Raw genomic sequence first — 17,863 nt, forward strand, 5'->3', positions numbered from 1 at the left:
GAACGCAGAGGCGCCAGGTTCAATGAAAACCCCGCCGCAAAGGTCTGCGGCGGGGTCAGTTCATCCTCGAAAGGCTGCGTGCGGCTATCGCGTGACGGCCAGCGACGCTTGCGTTGAGGCGGTGTTCAGCTCGGCGCGGTTCATGGGATAGCTGTCTTGCGGAGCGGCGCCGGGATAGGCCTGAGCCAGCAAAGCCAGGGCGTCTCGAATGCGCGCTGCGCCTTCGGGCAGTTCGGCGTCGATCATCGCTTCATGTTCTTCAAACGCGGTCTGGCCCGCCCTGTAAAATCCATAACCGTCCAGATACGGGCCATAGGCCGGATTATCCTGGGCGATCCGATACATATCCACCGCACGGTCGATTTGATCGGCGGCGATTCCGGCCGCGATCCGGGCCTGGGACGAGCCGTCATCGGGCGCCTGGGCCATGGCCTGACGCAGGGTCGCGATAATGGCGTCCGTGCGCGCGACAATCTCATCATGGCTGGCGTCATTAAAGACCGCCGCTGACGCATCCAGGAACAGCCCTTCAAACGGCTCGACGCCCAATTGCTGGAATGTGTCTTCCATATCAAACAGCACTTCGCTGGCCGGGTGCGCGAACATTTCGCCCGCAGCGTCGATTTCACCGATCGCGTGAGCGTCACGAGCGGCGATCACATGCGCTTCCGCCACCGCGAGAGCGGATCCATAAACCACAGGGTCAGTGGCGGCGTCCTCAACAACCACGCCGCCTTCCCCCTCGCCCGTCATGCCCGGCGGCGTTGCGGGAGCTTCTGCTTCAGGCGCTGCGGCGGCGTGCGTATCAGGCGCAGTATGCGGGGTTGGCGCTTGCGCCCCTGTGTCAGTCGCAGGCTCGCATGCGGAGACGAGGCCGCCGGTCAGCACGAGGCCCAGACCCATGGCGGTGACACGTTTGAATTGCTGTTTCATGGGACCCCCTGTTCACCCCGAAATGGGGAGGATAAAGTAGTAACTGCAAATCGTTCGCAGGAAGTCAACATGCATCTGACAATCGGTAGCATCTTGAATGCAGAGAGGTTGGCGCAGGCCCGCGCCCTGATGGATCAGCTGCGCTGGCGTGACGGCGCCAAGACCGCCGGTCCGACCGCCCGGCAAGTCAAACGCAATCGTCAAGCGGATTTGAGTTCCAGCGCCGGGGCCAAACTCAAAACCCTTCTTGAAACTGCGCTCGCCACACACGTGACTTTCAACGCGGCCACACGACCAAAGCGCTTTTCAAACCTTCTTGTCACCGAGACGTCAGACGGCGGCGAGTATGGCGCGCATGTGGACAATCCCTTTATGGGGCGCGGCCAGGAGCGCATGCGCACAGATGTGTCGTTCACCCTCTTCCTGTCTGATCCTGACAGTTATGAAGGCGGCGAGCTGGTCATCGACCAGGCCGGCGCCACCCAATCAGTCAAAGGTCAGGCGGGGGACGTCTTTGTTTATCCCTCGACCTATCTGCATGCAGTGTCCCCCGTCACATCGGGCGCGCGCCGGGTCTGTGTGGGCTGGATCGAGAGCGACATTCCCGATGCAGGGGACAGGGAGTTATTGTTCGACCTTGAGAACCTGCACGCCAGCTTGAGCCGTCAGTATACGCCACACTCGCCGGAAATGCTCACTGCGACGAAGCTATTCGCCAATCTCAGCCGACGTCTCTCACGCTGATCAGGCCGGCACACGAAAGCGCCGCAAGGCTTCAACGGATTCAGGAAGACGCCCGCAACACGGGTCAGGCTCGAGCGTCTGCGCCAGGGTCTGCGCCTCGTGCAAAGCGGCCTGCATCATCGCCTTGCCGCCCGTCGGCGCAGCCATACCGACCGCTTCCCCCTGTCGCCGATGCCGCCAGGCCCCGGTAGCAGCGTCAAAGCTGTAAAGCGGCAGGACTTTCGCGCCGTGCTCGGCGATGAACAGCACGGCCGCGATTAGATAGTCGATCTCGGCCTCATCCATCACCCAGTGCAGGCTGAGCCGACACCAGCCCGGACGCAGTCCGGCAAAGCCCGACAACACCGCCTTGCGATGGTCAGCCGTGGTCTGTTCGTCCAGATCAAGCAAATGATGCGCGTAAGGGCCTGCGCAAGAACACCCAGCCCGAGCCTGCACGCCAAACAGATCATTGAGCAAGGTCGCAACGAATCTCGGGTGCAGCATCTCGCCGTCCCCGGACCTTATATTGAATGACACAATGCCGATGCGCCGGGCGGGATCCTGCGACCCCAGAATGTCGATGGCCGGGTGGTCGCGCCAGGCGTCGAACGCCCGTTTCAGGGCCCGCTGTTCACGATCTTCGATGCGCTCATAACCCAATGCGCCCAGCGCCTTCAGCGACAGCGCCGCACGCATCATCTGCATCACGCCCGGCGTGCCGGCCCGCTCGCGAGCGGCGATATCGGTGATGAAATCATGACTGTCCGGCGTGACATAGGTCACAGTTCCGCCACCGGGCAAGGTCGGCGGCAAATCACCGCGATACAGCGCCGCCTTGAACGCCAATATCCCGCACGCGCCCGGACCGCCGATCAATTTATGAGGCGAGAAGTAGACCGCATCCGGCGCCGCGTCCGCGCCTTCGACCGGATTCATGTCGATCGGCAGATAGGGCGCGCTGGCGGCGCAATCGAGGCACAGGATCGCGTCATGGGCGTGCAGCAGTCGCGCCAGCCGCGCCACATCCGTGCGCATGCCTGTGACGTTGGAGGCCGCTGAGAACGCGCCAATCTTTCGGCGATCAGCATAAGCGGGGTCTGACAGGGCGCGCGCCAGATGGTCGAAATCCACGCCGCCGTCTTCATCAAGACCGATGCGGACGATCTCGACCTGCGCCTCACGCCAGGTCAGCTCATTGGAATGGTGCTCGTAGGGTCCCACAAACACCACAGGCGCTCGCGCCTGAAGCGCGACCTGGAGTCTGTCAGCCTCAATCTGTCCCAGGATCTCAATCAGATGCGCTTCGCGACGTGCTCTCGTGGCGGGCGCTTCGATCACGCCCAATATCTGTTGCAGACGCTCTATCGCGCCCGTGGCGCCGGACCCGCAGGCGACCACCACATCGTCTTCGCCCGCATTGATCGCTCGTTTCAGCTCGGCTTCAGAACGGTGCAGCCAGGCCGTCGCCTCACGCCCGGTCGCGCTGTCATCACTATGCGGGTTCGCATACAGAGGCTGCAGCGCAATGAGCTGGTCTTCAAGGCGCTGATCGCCTCGGCCTGAAGCTGCATAGTCGGCATAAACCAGAGGCTTGAGCCCGAACGGCGTGCGCAAGACGGCGTCCCCGCCGATCAGGGCGTCGCGTGCTGCGTCAATCGGATCCGGGGCGAGAGCATGTGTCATGACAGGGCCTTTCCAATGCCCCCATGAAACACTCTTTTGCTGAGTGATAATCGCTCAATTCTCTATTATAATGCCCGATACGTAGAGAAATTAACTCCAAAAGGCGATTATGATGACGCTTGACAACTATGACAAAAAGCTGCTGCGCCTGATGCAGGAAGATTCAGACCGCACGGTGCAGGATTACGCAGATGCCATCGGGCTGAGCGCCACGCCCACGGCGCGCCGCATCAAGCGCCTGACCGACGCTGGAGTGATCCGCAAACAGGTCAGCCTGCTGGACCCGGACGCTTTGGGCCTGAAAACCACCTTGTTCGTCTTTATCCGCACCAGCCGACATGACGGCGACTGGCTGGACGCCTTTTCCAAAGGCGTGAAGAGGATGCCAGAAGTGGTCGAGTTTTATCGCATGGGCGGGGATGTGGATTACCTGCTGAAGATCATGCTGCCCGAGATCTCAGACTATGACGCAGTCTACAAACGCCTGATCGCGATCGCGCCCCTGTCAGACGTCTCCGCCTCTTTCGCCATGGAAGCGCTCAAGAACACCACGGAATTACCGCTCGAATAGTCGTGCTAGCCATCTAGAACTCGGCGAGCGTCCAGATCTTCTAATCCACGCCGAGATCGATATCGTCATCGCTGTCATCACGACGCTGGCGCTGTTGCTCGAGCCCCATGCCGACCGCGATGCCGGCTCCGGCGGCGTCCTGCACCTCTTGCCGGTTGCGCGCCTGGCGCATCAGGAAACGATACAGCACCACAGGAACGAGCACGGCACCCGCGGCGAAAAGCGCGAACACGATCCAGCCGCCCAGTCCGACCGGCTCAATCTGCAAGAGCACCGCCAGCAGAACAATCAAGATCGCGCCAGATAGAATGAGCACCAAGAGTCGTGTGAAAAACCGTTTCATGGTTCAATACTAACGCCATTGACGCCAAAAGGCTCCCCAATTGCGTCAGCTTCAAGCGCCTTGCTGCGCGTCCGCCTGATAGGTCAGCGCCAGGAAGACGTCTTCAAGGTCCGGCTCTTCGGTACGCAAATCGGCGATCCGTGCGCCTGAGGCGCGATAGGTCTCGATCATGTCCGCAACCGACGCTTCGCCGAACTTGTAGGTGACGGCGAGCGAGCCGTCAGGGCGGATGGTTGCGTCCTGGGCCTCAAACCCGGCCGGTATCGCGGCCAGCGGCTCAACCGGTTCAATGACAAGCGTTTTGGAATCCAGACGCTTGAGCAAATCCGCCTTGGGCTCGCAGGCCACCACTTCGCCGTGATTGACGATGGCGATCTGGTCACACAGCTCCTGAGCCTCCTCAAGATAGTGCGTGGTCAGAACGATGGTGACGCCCTGCTTGTTCAGCTCCAGCACATATTCCCAGAGTTGACGGCGCAGCTCGATATCCACCCCGGCGGTGGGCTCGTCGAGCACCAGGACCGGGGGATTGTGCACCAACGCCTTACCCACCAGCAGGCGGCGCTTCATCCCGCCAGAAAGCTGGCGCACATAAGCGTCGCGCTTGTCCTCAAGCCCCAGCGCGGCGAGAATCTCTTGTGTCCGGCGCTCGGCTTTTGGCACGCCGTAAAACCCCGCCATCAATTCCAGTGTTTCAGACGGCGTGAAGAACACGTCCATATTCAGCTCTTGCGGCACCACGCCAATGGCGGCGCGGGCGCGGCGCGGATCCTTGTCGATATCCACGCCCCAGATCTTCGCCGTGCCGGCGGATTTGGTCACAAGGCCAGCGAAGATATTGATGAAGGTGGACTTCCCCGCCCCGTTCGGTCCCAGCAGCCCGAAGATCGAACCGCGCGGAATCTGCAGGTCCACACCCTTGAGCGCATCCTTGGAGGGCGAGCCCTTGCCGCCGGGATAAGTCTTTTTCAGGCCATAGGCTTCAAGGGCGAATTCAGGTTGGCTCTCGGACATGGACGGGCTCATGATCTGCAAGCAAAAAGGGCGGGCCGCGCGTGCGCAATTGACGCCTGCACGCCGCGCGCCTTAAGACGGAGCGGACCCTAACGGCGTGCGCGGACCTCGTCCACGTCGCGTCGCTGTCTATCTTCTTTCACCGGACCCTCTCATAGACCGGCAGAGCACATCATGACCCAGACCGCCAACGCCTCCTCCCTGCCCGCCCCCGAAGTGATCGTGGTCGACCAGAAGCGCGTCATGTGCGACGGCGGCGGCGGCGCGCTGGGCCATCCGCGCGTCTGGTACGATATGGGCGATGCTGACTGCGTCGAATGCGGGTATTGCGATCGTCGTTTCGTGCTGCGCGGCTCGAAAGCTGACCCCAAGGCGTAAGCCTTCCCTTCAAATGTCATTGAATTATTCCGGTTTCGATTGATCCCGGAAACGCTGTCCCTATACCTGTCTGAAAGAACAGAGGGGGGAGCATAATGGCTCAGGCGAAGACGTCGGCGATGCGTCAGCGTATCGGACTGATCACAGGCTTGGTGATCGCGATCGGCCTGCAAGTCCTGCCTGTGCCTGAAGGTCTTGATCGCTCCGCCTGGCTGCTGGCCTCGCTCGCTTTGATGATGGCGTGCTGGTGGGCGACCGAAGCCATTCCCATCGCCGCCACCGCTTTGGTTCCGCTGGCGCTGTTTCCCGTGGTCGGCATCCTCAGCATGCGAGCCGCGTCCGCGCCCTATGCCGACCCCATCGTCATGTTGCTGTTGGGCGGCTTCATCGTCGCGCTGGCGATCGAGCGGTGGAATCTGCACACCCGGATCGCGCTCAACATCGTGGCCGCGTTCGGCTCGCGCCCGGCCTTGATGATGCTGGGCTTCATGACGGCGACCGCCGTCCTCTCCATGTGGATCTCCAACACCGCGACCACGCTGATGATGATCCCCATCGCGTTGAAAGTTGCCGATGCGTTGAAAGACGAAGGCGTGGACGCCCGCCAGTTTGCACCGGCGCTGGCGCTGGCCGTCGCCTATTCGGCGTCGGTAGGCGGGATCGCCACACCCGTGGGCACGCCGACAAACCTGATCGCCATGGGCTTCATGGAGCGCGAATACGGCGCGGTGATCAGCTTCCCCCAATGGATGATGATCGGCCTGCCGGCCGCCGCCCTCATCATTCCCGCCATGTGGCTGATCCTGACCAAATGGGTGTTCAGGGTGGATGGCCACGCCCCGAATGCGGCGGGTCGCGAGATTATCATGGCGCACAAGGCCGAGCTCGGTTCCATGACGATGCCCGAAGTTCGCGTGGCGCTGGCCTTCGGAACCGTCGCGCTGTTGTGGATGGGCCGCACCTTGCCCGGTTTCCTGATCGGCCAGCCCGACCTCACCTTCGGTTGGAATCCGCTGCTGGCCTGGATCAGCGCACAGTTAGAGCTGCCCATTGTTCTGAGCCTTGGCAATGCGCAGATCGCCATGGCGGGCGCGCTCGCCATGTTCCTGATCCCCGCCGGCGGCAAATCGGGCCAGGGTCAGGCGCTGATGGATTGGGAGACCGCCAAGCGTATCCCCTGGGAAGTGATCTTGCTGTTCGGCGGCGGGCTGTCGCTGGCCGCCGCCATTCAGGCCACCGGGCTGGCGGGCTGGATCGGCGGGCATCTGAACTGGGTCTCAACCCTGCCCTTGCCGCTGACCGTGCTGATCCTCGCACTGATCGTGGTCTTCCTGACCGAGCTGACCTCGAACGTCGCCACGGTTTCGGGCTTCCTGCCCGTGCTGGCCGCCGTCGCAGTCTCCGCCGGCGTGCCGCCTGAACACCTGATCGTGCCCGTGGCCCTGTCCGCCAGCTGCGCCTTCATGCTGCCGGTCGCCACTGCGCCCAACGCCATTGTCTACGCCTCAGGGGCAGCCAGCATGACCCAGATGATCAAGGCCGGCTTCCGTATCAATCTGGTGGCCGCGCCGCTGATTGCACTGGTCAGCAGCCTGATCAGCGGAGTCGCGTTTCCGGGTTAGGAGTGGGGCTTGCGATTGCCCCCTCACCCGACGCCGCATAGGGTGGCGCTCCCTCGCTGAACTGCCGCCGGAGCGCTGTCATGGCCGTTACTCGTCCTGTTGATTCATCCAGCCATGTCTATCTGGTGGACGGGTCGGGCTATATCTTCCGCGCCTATCACGCCCTGCCGCCGCTGACCCGGTCTGACGGCACGCCGGTCGGTGCGGTTCAGGGCTTTTGCAACATGCTGTGGAAGCTGCTCGAAGACCTCAAGGGTGAGGACCAGCCCACCCATCTGGCGGTGATTTTCGACCATTCGTCCAAAACCTTTCGCAACGCGCTTTACGACCAGTACAAGGCGAACCGTCCCGAGCCGCCCGAAGATCTGGTGCCGCAATTTTCGCTGATCCGGGAAGCCACCCAGGCGTTCGACCTGCCCTCTATCGAGATGGAGGGGTATGAGGCGGACGATTTGATCGCGACTTATGCGCGCCTCGCCGCAGAGAAAGGCGCCCGCGTCACCGTGGCGAGCTCTGACAAGGACCTGATGCAACTGGTCAATGATCATGTGACGATGCTCGATCCCATGAAATCCAAGCGCATCGGCCATGACGAGGTGGTCGAAAAGTTCGGGGTCGCGCCGGACAAGGTGATCGATGTCCAATCCCTGGCGGGGGATAGCGTGGACAATGTGCCAGGCGTGCCTGGCATTGGCGTCAAGACCGCCGCCCAACTGATTACCGAGTATGGCGATCTCGACACGCTGCTGGAGCGGGCCGGAGAGATCAAGCAACCCAAGCGCCGCGAGAAGTTGATCGAGAACGCCGAGAACGCCCGGATTTCGCGCCAGCTCGTCACATTGAAGCCTGATGTTCCGATCACGGACGCGCTTGATGTATTCGGCGCGGCGGAGCCCGATGCGGAAAAGCTGGTGGGCTTTCTCAAATCCATGGAGTTCCGCACCCTGACCCGGCGGGTCGAGGAAGGACTGGGCGGCCCGGTCGCCGATGAAACCGGCGACGCCACAGCGCCCGTGGACCGCTCGAAATACGAAACCGTCCAGACCGTCGAAGCGCTCGACACATGGATTGAAAAAGCGAAACGCGCCCGCGTCATCGCGGTGGATGTGGAGACCGACGCCCTGTCCGCCGTCGCCTCGCGGCTTGTGGGCGTGTCGCTGGCGACCGCCCCGAATGAGGCGTGCTACATCCCGCTCGGCCATGAAGGCGGCGATCTGGCCGATGGCGGCGGCAAGCCCGACCAGATCGATGAGAGCGAGGCGCTTGGACGTCTGAAAGCGATCCTTGAGAACGACGCGATCCTGAAAGTCGGGCAGAACTTCAAGTATGATCTGGCGGTGTTCCAGCGCTATGGCGTGCGCGTCGCGCCCTATGACGACACCATGCTGATCAGCTATGTGCAGGCGGCCGGTCTGCACAATCATGGCATGGACGAGCTGGCGGAACGCCATCTGGGCCATAAGTGCATCTCGTTCAAAGAGGTGTGTGGTTCTGGCAAATCCCAGAAGCGCTTCTCCGAGATTGATCTGAAAACGGCGACCGAGTACGCCGCCGAGGATGCGGACATCACCTTGCGACTGTGGGAGCTTTTGAAAGCCGGCCTTGCAGGCAAGGGCTTGTCCACCGTCTATGAAACCCTGGAGCGCCCCCTGCCGCAGGTGCTCACCGATATGGAGCTGGCGGGCGTGAAGGTGGACGTGGCCCAGCTGTCTCGCCTGTCGTCAGACTTCGCGCAGAAAATGGCCGAGGCCGAAGAGACCGCCCATGAGGCGGCGGGGACGAAATTCAATCTGGGCAGCCCCAAACAGATCGGCGAAATCCTGTTTGGCGAGATGGGCCTGCCGGGCGGCAAAAAGACCAAGTCAGGGGCCTGGTCCACCGACGCCGCCGTGCTGGATGAACTGGCCGAGCAAGGTCATGAGCTGCCCAAGGCGCTCCTGACCTGGCGTCAGTTCTCCAAGCTCAAATCCACATATTCAGATGCCCTCAAGGCCGCGATCAATCCCGATACGGGCCGGGTGCATACCAGCTTTTCGCTGGCCGCGACCACAACCGGGCGTTTGTCGAGCTCGGAACCGAACCTGCAGAACATCCCCATACGGACAGAAGAAGGCCGGAAGATCCGCGAAGCCTTCACGGCCGAGCCCGGCCATGTGATCGTGGCGGCGGACTATTCCCAGATCGAACTGCGTCTGCTGGCTCATATTGCTGACGTAGAAGCGCTCAAACAGGCGTTCCGCGAGGGTCAGGACATTCACGCCCTGACGGCGTCGGAAATGTTCGGCGTGCCGCTGGATCAGATGGATCCGACCACACGCCGGAACGCCAAGGCGATCAATTTCGGGATCATCTACGGCATTTCCGCCTTTGGCCTCGCCAATAATCTCGGCATCGGGCGCGATGAGGCCAAGCGCTATATCGACAGTTATTTCGAGAAATTCCCGGGCATCAAGGCGTATATGGACGCAATGAAAGAAGAGGCGAAGGCGAAGGGCTGCGTCTCAACAATCTTCGGCCGCCGCATCCATCTGCCCGGCATCAAGGACAAGAACCCGTCCGTCCGTCAGTTTACGGAACGTCAGGCAATCAACGCGCCGATTCAGGGCGCTGCCGCCGATATCATCCGCCGCGCCATGGTGCGGATGCCGGGCGCTCTGGCGGAGGCGGGCCTGAAAACCCGGATGCTGCTGCAGGTGCATGACGAACTGGTGTTTGAAGCCCCCGAAAGCGAGGCAGATCAGGTGATCAATCTGGTCACCGAGGTGATGATGGGCGCGGCTGCGCCAGCGCAGTCCCTGTCCGTGCCCCTCGAGGTCGAAGCCAAGGCTGCGAACACCTGGGGGCAGGCGCACTAAGGCTTGTCGTCTCTGCAGTCTGCACCTAGCCTTTGAACCTTGTGCAACCTGACACTGGGGGATTGGGAAATGCTGTCGTTTGTCGTGGCCGCGTTGCTTGCGGCCCATCCCATGCATGCTGACGTCCGGCATGCCGACGATCTCGAGGATCTGGGCTTTCCGATACATGAGACGGTGAAATTGGCGGCGCGCGCCGATACTGAAAGCGGGATATCCGTCTTCGAATTCATCCAGCCGCCTCGCACCCTCGGCGCGCCTCCGCACCGGCACGCCCATGAAGATGAACTGTTTTATGTTCTGGAAGGTGAATTGTCCGCGCTTGCGGGCGAGGACACGGTGACAGCCGGTCCCGGCTCCCTGCTGATCCTGCCGCGGGGGGCGCCGCACAGCTTCTGGAACGCCGGGGACACTGAAGCCCGCGTCTTGCTGATCGTCAGCGGATCCGAATTTGACGGATTCTTCGAAGCGGTCGCAGAGCGTCTGGCCGCGTCCGGACCCGACGCAGATCTCCCCGCCATACTGGACGCTGTCGCAGCAGCACACGGGATCGAGATGTTGCCGCACCTGATGCCAGACAGCGCGCGGGCCTTGCTTCCACCCCCGGGCTGACGCAAGCCCTAACGCACCGGGTCGAGCGCGCCGCCGACGCTGGTGTTGACGCGGAACCACCCCGGAATCGCGTAGCGGGTCGCGTGCGACAGGCGGACTTCGTGCGGGATGGCTTCTGACAGCATCAACACCAGACCGCCGCCTTCAGGCTTAAGTTCGGCGACGGGCGGAACGTCGTCCAACTGGCTCATATCCGGTCGCCCACCTTTTCCCAGAGACGCGCTCTCCCACAGGGCAAGCTGGCCGCCATCAGCGTGGGACCAATCCGCGTTGAGATAGGCCACCATGGACACAACGCGCGCGCGTTCGGCCCGACGCCCTGTGAAGGCGCCCGCGCTGGCGGTAGGCAGGGTGAAGGCGTCCATATGCCGGGCATAGAAGCCGCCGGGCGGATAGACCGCGAAATGGGCCTCGAATTCGAACAGACCCAAAAACAATCGCCGGTTCATCGCGATACGCAGGGCGTCAGCGCCGGCCATGAACCGCTGTTGGGCCGGGCTCGCGCCGTCGAGCCAGGCGATGCGGGTCTTTCGGATGGACAGCGCGCGGGTCTCGTTCTGCGCCCGCCCGACCCGGCCCATATGGGTCTCGCCCGCCTGCTCGAGGTCTTCGGCTTCTGATCGCAAGGCTGCGACCAGCTCTGGATCAAGCGCGCCGGGCGCATGGGCCCAGCCACGCGCCTCAAGATCCGCGATCAGGGAGGCGGTCAGATTGTCAGAAAAGAACGGCTGCGGGCAGACATCCAGGTCCACGAAAGCGTCTCCAACCAAAAGGTGCGCGCTTTTGAACCCGGCGCACTGGTTTGGCAAGACAATTCGCTCTGGTCCAGCGTCAGCCCAAAATCATCGTGCGCAAATCATCGACGCTGTCGGCAAAAGCGGGCGCCTTGGCCCGCACCGGCGCGCGCGCCGTCACGCCGCCAAATCCAATGAAACTGTCCGCCGCGCCCTTCTCGAACGCTTCATAATCGGTCATGCCGTCGCCGATCATGATCGCCAGCGGCTTGCCGGTCAGAGTCTTGAGCGACGCCACGACCGGCGCCTTGCCCCCCGACCGCGAGAGCGGATTCTGCCGATCAAAACCCGTCACTGCATCGCCGTCAAAGACAAAGCGATTGGCGCGCATCTCGCCCTTGTCAAAGCCCAGATCGATCAAAGCCGGCTCGATCAGGTCCTGGAACCCGCCCGAGACCGCCGCCACGTCATTGCCGCGAGACCGCAAACGCTCGATCAGGTCGGCCATGCCATCGGTCAGCTGACTGCGCAGGATTTCCCGCGCCGTCTCGACAGCGGTTCGGGTCAGCCCGGCGATGGCCAGACGTTCTTCAAGCGAGCGCCGGAAATCAAGCTTGCCGGACATGCCCTGATCGGTCAGCGCCTTCAGGCGCGCGGTCCGCTCGCCCCCATCGGGGGCCTGAGCCAAAGCATGCTCGACCGCAAAGTCGAGGCTCTCGACTTTCAAAAGTGTGGAATCCACATCAAAGACGATTAGCCGACTCATCAGGTCCTCATGCTTGCTGGGCCGTGCATGTACGTCACCTGGGACAGCCTTGGCTACAGGGATTTGCAACATAGCGTTGGACGCACACGGCGCAATCTCGTCGCATCGGGCCCGGACATGGCCTATGAAGCTCCATCATGACACAACAACGCTTTGACATCTTCCTCACCTGCCCTCCAGGCCTAGAAACCGCCCTCGCCAGCGAGCTGGCGGAAAACGGCTTCGCCAAATGCCGCCCCGGACAAGGCGGCGTCACGATCAAGGGCGGGTGGAGCGATGTCTGGCGCGCCAATCTTCAGATCCGGGGCGCCACCCGCGTTCTTGCGGTCGTGGATCAGTTCAAGACCCAGCACCTCAACTCGCTTGGGCAGCATGCCCGGCAAACGCCCTGGCAAACCCTCTTTCACCCTGGAACACCGGTGAAGGTGGAGGCGACCTGTCGCAAGTCGCGCATCTATCATAACGGCGCCGCCGAAGAGCGTGTGAGCGACGCCATCGCCCGCACGGCGCTGGCCGAAATCAGAGACGACGCTGAAATCACCGTGCGTGTCCGGATCGATCATGACGTCGTCACGCTCAGCCTGGACACCTCCGGGGAGCCGCTGCACAAGCGCGGCTATAAACAAGCCGTGGCGAAAGCCCCTTTGCGCGAAACCCTTGCCGCCTTGGTGCTGCGTGAAATTGGATATGACGGGCGTGCGCCGCTGCTCGACCCCATGTGTGGATCGGGGACGTTCGTCATCGAGGCCGCTCAACTGGCGGCAGGTCTGGCGCCAGGCCGCGCACGCAGCTTCGCGTTCGAACGCCTGGCCAATTTTGACCGCAACGCCTTCATGGCCCTGCGCAACCAGCCGCCCCACGCCCGTTCCCAAGCGGTCTGTTTGGGATTTGACCGGGATCCCGGCGCCATCCGCATGAGCCGCGAGAACGCCGAGCGCGCTGAGGTCTCAGCCTTCACCCAGTTCGCTGAAGGGGCGCTCAAGGACCTGGCCCGCCCGGATGGCGCGCCAGGCTGGGTGGTGACCAACCCGCCCTATGGCGCCCGGATCGGCGACAAAACAGCGGTGTTCGGCGCGTACAAAACGTTTGGCGAGGTCATGCGCGAGCGATTCAGCGGCTGGCGGGCGGCGCTGATCACGACGGACGACAAAATGGCCAAGGCCACGGGGCTCGCTTTTGACACGATTAGCGCGCCCATTGATCACGGGGGCCTGAAGATCCGGATCTACGCGACAGGTGTGCTGAAATAGGGTTATTGCGCCGCGTAAACGGAGCGCGCCAGCGCGCTCGAGACGATAGGATGCAGCGCCTGCGCCAAGGCTTCATAGCCGTTGATGGAAGACGGTTTCTGGATCAGGCACGCCACGTTTGAATACGTGTCCAGCTCCGGGTGCTCGGACCGGTCGCCGCTGAGGACGATGACCGGAATGTCTTTAAGGGCGTCCTGCTCCATCATCCACTCGATCAGCGTCGCGCCGGAGCCGTCCGTCAGTTTGAGATCCACCAGAACACAGGCGATGTCCGCAGCGGCATTGAGACGGGCTTGCGCCTCCTGAATGCGGGTGACGGACACAACCTCACCGCCATAGGGCAGATCCGACAGGTGCCGATGCACAAGAAAAGAATCCTGTGGGTCATCCTCCACAAGCAGGACTCGAGGCGTGAAAGACATCAACATCACCCCTGCTTCCTGACACACAACGCGTTAACGAGGACAATACACGTATTCCGTGCACACAGTTTTACCTATGTCAACAATTGATTAATATATACAAATTGGATTCAGTTGACGGGCTCACTCAAACGCCACACGTGCTGCGCAGTCGCGATTGAACTTGAGCCCATAGCAAGCTACACACTGATCGCGTTCGCACCCATAGCTCAGCTGGATAGAGCGCTGCCCTCCGAAGGCAGAGGTCTCAGGTTCGAATCCTGATGGGTGCGCCATTTTACAATCACCACCTTCGAGACCGCCTAACACCTTGAACGGTAAGGCTAAATCTGGGGTTCGAAGTCCATTTTCCCGATCATAGGTAACACCGGCTGGAAACACCATTTTCAGCACCAATTTGCGCACCGCTAAAGTGCCATTTGTCCATATTTCATAAGGGTTTGCGAGGAATTGGCAGGCGAGTTCGAACATCTCCTCGAAGGTGTGCGGTTTTTGGCCTACTCGGTTCGTCTGTTCCCGAAGTAGTAGCTTATCTTTTTCGAATCCTTCGATCTTGGCTTCGTATGCCGCGATCACGCGTGAAGAGTTAGAATCAACGATCCTGTCGAGGAGTTGATCGATCTTCTTGTCGAGTTCCTTGATACGCGCTTGAGCTTCTTTCGCCCGTGATTGTTCTTGATCAACACGACCATCCCAGAGGTCTTTCAGCATTGCTCTGGCAAGCTCAAAAAGGCTCTTGGCGGGCGTAACGCTTGCGAGCGCCGCTTCGACCTCCCCTTCGATCGCATCGCGTCTGATAGACTTTCTGTGGCTCTCGCAGTCACGGTTATAGCAGAGATAGTACGGATGCTTTGTTCCGGTCTTGCTCGTGGACCACGCCGCCGTCAGAGGGTGATCGCAATCTCCGCACAGCGCAGCCCCGCGTAGCGGAAAGTCTTCGCGCATGTCTTTGCGGATAATTTGTCGGTCAGGGTTCGCCAGGCGCTTTTGAATTCTCTCGAAGGTCGAGACAGAGACCAATCCATCATGACGGCCTTCACGCATCGCAATTCCCCACTTCGGAATTGAGATCAGACCGGCATAAAGCGGCTGAGTGAGTAGATCGTTCACACGCTGGTTGCGCATAAATCCGCCCGGCAAATCCTTTGGGAAAAGAGGCTGGGCTTCGAGATAGCGCTTCACCTCCGCTTGCGTGCCGAAACGGCCAGATGCAAACCCTTCAAGAGCTTCTTGAACGATTGAGGCGAGAGGCTCATCGCGAACCAAAACCTTGCCTTCGTTGGAGCGCTCGAAGCGATAGCCTTTAGGCGCGGCAAATACCCAGTAACCGTTCATGGCCCGAGCGCGCATGCGGTTCGTGGTTTGCTCTGCGTTCTTTTGTCTTTGGTGTTGCGACACCGAGGCCAGAAGGTTTTCCACCAGTACCGAATCTGAGTCCTCCCCAAATTCGATCGATGGGCTTTCCAACCGGCCTCCCGCGCCACCGATTGCCGTTCTCAATCGAATATGCGCGTCCAGCCCCCGTGCGAGACGCGACACATCATCGATGATGACAACCGGATTTTCTGCATGGTGTTCTTTGAGCCAGTCCAGCATCTCCATCATGCCAGGACGATCAGCTACGCCGCCGCTCATATCATCTGTGAAGACTTGCTCTACGCGATAGCCCTTGTAGCCAGCATATTCCCGGCAGCGTGTTTCTTGGCTTCCAAGGCCATCGCCGCGCGTCGTCTGTTTGACGTTCGACACACGGCAGTAGATCACTGCGATTCCGCCGGTTTCGCTTTTCTTGTTCGTTAGATTCATCATGGTGTGCTCTCCGGCGTTTCGAGCTGCTTTCGAGGTTTGTCCTCGCGTTCAGCCTCTTGGTTTTCTTTATCAGCCATTGCCAGAGTCGGCCCATCGATACCGAAGCCAGCGTCTACGAACAGAACCATCAGGTCCCAAACAGTTCGCATGAGCGTTAGCTTCTGCGTCTCGGTGAGGTCGAGTTGTGCAATGTGGCGAGCGTACGCTTCAGGATCGAAACGAACCTTGCGAGCCTCCTGATTAAAACCGTCAACGGTTGACGATTGCAGGATGTTCTTTTGATCGTCTGGCATCCTGAACTCCTTTCTTGTGTCTCACGCACGCGAAGGGGGCTCTATTTTTATTATGCCGTATAAGGATTAAAAAGTCCAGCATTTTCAAGGCTTTCAGCCCTTTTTGTGCATAACTTATCCGGCATAAAAGCACCGTTTCGCAATGTTCGAACTCAAAATGCGGTGCTTATTGCGATGCGACAATTACCTGTCCCGATCAGAGGAAGAAGAGTCGGTTAACGCTCTGAGATTAAATAATATTTTCTATGGCAAACCGTTACATCGCCCGCTCAAAACTAAGCAATGAACAGGTCGAAGCGCTCCTTTGGGCGGTTTGCTCAAACTTTTCTGTGCCGATTGCCAGTGAGAATGCTGGTATTTCCGAGCGATCAGCCGCTGAAACCATGCGCAAGCTGCGCGATATGATTGCTCGCTCTGACACGCTATTCCATCTAATCGGCCTTCCGTCTGGCTGGCCTGACGATGACGATCCGCTTTGGCAGCGCCTTCACACTTGCATATTCGACTGTCCGTCTGAAATCAGAGAGTCGTTCGAAAGCGTCGATGGTCCAGGAACAGCCCTTCTCGGCAACAGACGCCTTTGTTCAGCGTGCGAGTTTCTGCCACTCGTCCAGCCGCGCCCCATGTTGCTCCGCACACTTCGGCATCTCAGAACAGAGCAACGTGGCCTTCCTACAGGAAGCTTCAAATCGGTGTTTCTTACGGCATTGGTCTATGACCGTTTCCGCGACATTGAACTCGACCGTGCCCTCAAAGACGATGAAGCTATGAAGCGATTGGGTTCGACCCGGCGCAATCATATGACGATGATGTTCGAGGCATGTAAGCAAACGCTACGAAAAGCCTGAACGCCTCCTGTCAGCCGAGGCATCCGAGCCTGGGCAAAACCGTCCTCCGCTTTGAGATAACCGCATCCGTGGCGACTGGCAGGCCCACTGCAACCGACCTTCCGCACCAGTGACCGTGAAGGCAGTTGCAGCGTGCCTTTATTCCAGTCGCCCGAGCCTCCTGCGTTCAAAGCAAAGGAGGACAATATGCCCAACATTTACCATGCTACGCCCTACGACATTTCAGCGACGGGTTTCTATTTCGAAACGCTCGATGAGTACCGCGAGCGAGCATCGCGACATCGCAATGAGTACGGCGATCCCGTCGAAGAATATGAGATTCAGTTCATTGACGGCGACAATTACGAGCTGTTCAAAGCGATCGGCGTGAACCAAGCAAATCTGCCGTTGTGGTTCGATCAATTTGAAGACCTCGACGAAGATGAGGCCGCGCGCGCCGTATACCTCGCTGGATACGAATGTATCGCGGCAGAAGAGATCATCGACCGCCTGGACGAAGTGATGCTCTTTGAAGGCACGCTTCTCGAATACGCTGAGGATTACGTCGAGAGCACCGGGCTTCTTGACCTGCTACCGGAAAGCCTGCGCTACTATTTCGATGTCGAGGCCTTTGCCCGCGACATGCGCCTGGGCGGTGAAGTTACCGAACTCGAACTCGGCAATCGTCAATGGATCGTCCAGCTATAAGCTGGGCGACCCAATTCGAGAGAGCAGTTAAAGCCGTGGCAGACGGCTGAGCCGATTTCGACCCGCTAGCTCGTTCATGACGATATGCAGATTATGCGCAATCGCTTGAGCAAGCTGTGAACCGCATTCGCTATTTGCCAGCTCTTCAGAGAGCAATTGATGCAGCGCTCGAAGCTGCGCTATCGGCATGCGGGCAGCTTCCGCCTTTGAAATGATTTGAAGAGACATCGCGTCGCTCCTTTACGTTTATAATTGCGGCGACCGAACCGTTCGAGCACCTCGCCTGTCCCGCCACACAATTTTCAGGCAATGGGTGTCGA

General features: G+C 60.4%; 18 protein-coding genes, 1 tRNA gene and 1 pseudogene. 10 read left to right on the plus strand and 10 right to left on the minus strand.

The genetic code is table 11. The features are described from left to right. Positions 1 to 84: 84 nt before the first annotated feature. Positions 85 to 933, minus strand: a complete 849-nt coding sequence (locus ACP154_RS03625; protein WP_421856678.1) for a hypothetical protein — start codon at positions 931 to 933, stop codon at positions 85 to 87. A 69-nt stretch (positions 934 to 1,002) separates the two neighbouring features. On the opposite strand from ACP154_RS03625, the gene ACP154_RS03630 reads away from it, so the two are divergent. Further along, entirely contained in the window at positions 1,003 to 1,677 is a 675-nt protein-coding gene (locus tag ACP154_RS03630; RefSeq protein WP_107711717.1) for a Fe2+-dependent dioxygenase, read from the plus strand. Here ACP154_RS03630 and ACP154_RS03635 read toward each other — a convergent pair whose 3' ends face one another. Continuing rightward, positions 1,678 to 3,342: an aminotransferase class V-fold PLP-dependent enzyme gene (locus tag ACP154_RS03635; RefSeq protein ID WP_421856675.1), complete on the minus strand. Its 1,665-nt coding sequence runs from the start codon at positions 3,340 to 3,342 to the stop codon at positions 1,678 to 1,680. It lies immediately after the preceding gene. Positions 3,343 to 3,451: 109 nt separating this feature from the next. On the opposite strand from ACP154_RS03635, the gene ACP154_RS03640 reads away from it, so the two are divergent. Then, positions 3,452 to 3,913: an Lrp/AsnC family transcriptional regulator gene (locus ACP154_RS03640; RefSeq protein WP_421856672.1), complete on the plus strand. Its 462-nt coding sequence runs from the start codon at positions 3,452 to 3,454 to the stop codon at positions 3,911 to 3,913. A 40-nt stretch (positions 3,914 to 3,953) separates the two neighbouring features. Here ACP154_RS03640 and ACP154_RS03645 read toward each other — a convergent pair whose 3' ends face one another. Together ACP154_RS03645 and ACP154_RS03650 are read right to left on the minus strand one after the other, a co-directional pair. Then, positions 3,954 to 4,256 carry a hypothetical protein gene (locus ACP154_RS03645; protein WP_421856669.1) on the minus strand — a complete coding sequence of 101 codons (303 nt, stop codon included), beginning with the start codon at positions 4,254 to 4,256 and terminating at the stop codon, positions 3,954 to 3,956. A 51-nt stretch (positions 4,257 to 4,307) separates the two neighbouring features. Continuing rightward, positions 4,308 to 5,270 carry an ABC transporter ATP-binding protein gene (locus tag ACP154_RS03650; RefSeq protein WP_421856666.1) on the minus strand — a complete coding sequence of 321 codons (963 nt, stop codon included), beginning with the start codon at positions 5,268 to 5,270 and terminating at the stop codon, positions 4,308 to 4,310. A gap of 174 nt (positions 5,271 to 5,444) precedes the next feature. Here ACP154_RS03650 and ACP154_RS03655 point away from each other — a divergent pair, with 174 nt between their 5' ends. From ACP154_RS03655 to ACP154_RS03670, 4 genes are all read left to right on the plus strand, one after another. After that, positions 5,445 to 5,648 carry a zinc-finger domain-containing protein gene (locus ACP154_RS03655; RefSeq protein ID WP_107711722.1) on the plus strand — a complete coding sequence of 68 codons (204 nt, stop codon included), beginning with the start codon at positions 5,445 to 5,447 and terminating at the stop codon, positions 5,646 to 5,648. A gap of 95 nt (positions 5,649 to 5,743) precedes the next feature. Beyond that, positions 5,744 to 7,270, plus strand: a complete 1,527-nt coding sequence (locus ACP154_RS03660) for an SLC13 family permease (protein ID WP_421856663.1) — start codon at positions 5,744 to 5,746, stop codon at positions 7,268 to 7,270. Positions 7,271 to 7,350: 80 nt separating this feature from the next. Further along, positions 7,351 to 10,125 (plus strand): DNA polymerase I, encoded by a 2,775-nt coding sequence (polA, locus tag ACP154_RS03665; protein WP_421856660.1) that lies wholly within the window; start codon positions 7,351 to 7,353, stop codon positions 10,123 to 10,125. A 69-nt stretch (positions 10,126 to 10,194) separates the two neighbouring features. Beyond that, positions 10,195 to 10,734, plus strand: coding sequence for a cupin domain-containing protein (locus tag ACP154_RS03670; RefSeq protein ID WP_421856657.1), 540 nt, complete (start codon positions 10,195 to 10,197; stop codon positions 10,732 to 10,734). An 8-nt stretch (positions 10,735 to 10,742) separates the two neighbouring features. Here ACP154_RS03670 and ACP154_RS03675 read toward each other — a convergent pair whose 3' ends face one another. Together ACP154_RS03675 and ACP154_RS03680 are read right to left on the minus strand one after the other, a co-directional pair. Further along, entirely contained in the window at positions 10,743 to 11,486 is a 744-nt protein-coding gene (locus ACP154_RS03675; protein WP_421856654.1) for a 2OG-Fe(II) oxygenase, read from the minus strand. 79 nt (positions 11,487 to 11,565) lie between these two features. Further along, positions 11,566 to 12,234 carry an HAD-IB family phosphatase gene (locus ACP154_RS03680; protein ID WP_133724142.1) on the minus strand — a complete coding sequence of 223 codons (669 nt, stop codon included), beginning with the start codon at positions 12,232 to 12,234 and terminating at the stop codon, positions 11,566 to 11,568. 137 nt (positions 12,235 to 12,371) lie between these two features. On the opposite strand from ACP154_RS03680, the gene ACP154_RS03685 reads away from it, so the two are divergent. Next, positions 12,372 to 13,484, plus strand: a complete 1,113-nt coding sequence (locus ACP154_RS03685; RefSeq protein ID WP_421856651.1) for a THUMP domain-containing class I SAM-dependent RNA methyltransferase — start codon at positions 12,372 to 12,374, stop codon at positions 13,482 to 13,484. A gap of 2 nt (positions 13,485 to 13,486) precedes the next feature. Here the strand turns inward: ACP154_RS03685 and ACP154_RS03690 are convergent, their stop codons facing one another. Beyond that, complete coding sequence (locus ACP154_RS03690; RefSeq protein WP_421856648.1) at positions 13,487 to 13,906, minus strand: response regulator; 420 nt, start codon at positions 13,904 to 13,906, stop codon at positions 13,487 to 13,489. A gap of 198 nt (positions 13,907 to 14,104) precedes the next feature. Between ACP154_RS03690 and ACP154_RS03695 the strand changes: the two genes are divergently transcribed. After that, a tRNA-Arg gene (locus ACP154_RS03695) sits at positions 14,105 to 14,181 on the plus strand. A 493-nt stretch (positions 14,182 to 14,674) separates the two neighbouring features. Here ACP154_RS03695 and ACP154_RS03700 read toward each other — a convergent pair. After that, a pseudogene (locus ACP154_RS03700) lies at positions 14,675 to 15,715 on the minus strand (recombinase family protein); the annotation flags it as partial. Continuing rightward, positions 15,712 to 16,008 carry a hypothetical protein gene (locus ACP154_RS03705; protein WP_421856645.1) on the minus strand — a complete coding sequence of 99 codons (297 nt, stop codon included), beginning with the start codon at positions 16,006 to 16,008 and terminating at the stop codon, positions 15,712 to 15,714. The gene ACP154_RS03705 and the pseudogene ACP154_RS03700, both read right to left, overlap by 4 nt. 245 nt (positions 16,009 to 16,253) lie before the next feature. Here ACP154_RS03705 and ACP154_RS03710 point away from each other — a divergent pair, with 245 nt between their 5' ends. Then, positions 16,254 to 16,856: a hypothetical protein gene (locus ACP154_RS03710; RefSeq protein WP_421856642.1), complete on the plus strand. Its 603-nt coding sequence runs from the start codon at positions 16,254 to 16,256 to the stop codon at positions 16,854 to 16,856. 186 nt (positions 16,857 to 17,042) lie between these two features. After that, complete coding sequence (locus ACP154_RS03715; RefSeq protein ID WP_421856639.1) at positions 17,043 to 17,543, plus strand: antirestriction protein ArdA; 501 nt, start codon at positions 17,043 to 17,045, stop codon at positions 17,541 to 17,543. 27 nt (positions 17,544 to 17,570) lie between these two features. On the opposite strand, the gene ACP154_RS03720 is transcribed toward ACP154_RS03715, so the two are convergent. Further along, on the minus strand, positions 17,571 to 17,771 hold the full coding sequence (locus tag ACP154_RS03720) for a hypothetical protein (RefSeq protein ID WP_421856636.1): 201 nt from the start codon (positions 17,769 to 17,771) through the stop codon (positions 17,571 to 17,573). Between the last annotated feature and the right edge of the window lie 92 nt (positions 17,772 to 17,863).

The organism is Oceanicaulis sp. (assembly GCF_965249665.1).
GTDB lineage: Bacteria > Pseudomonadota > Alphaproteobacteria > Caulobacterales > Maricaulaceae > Oceanicaulis.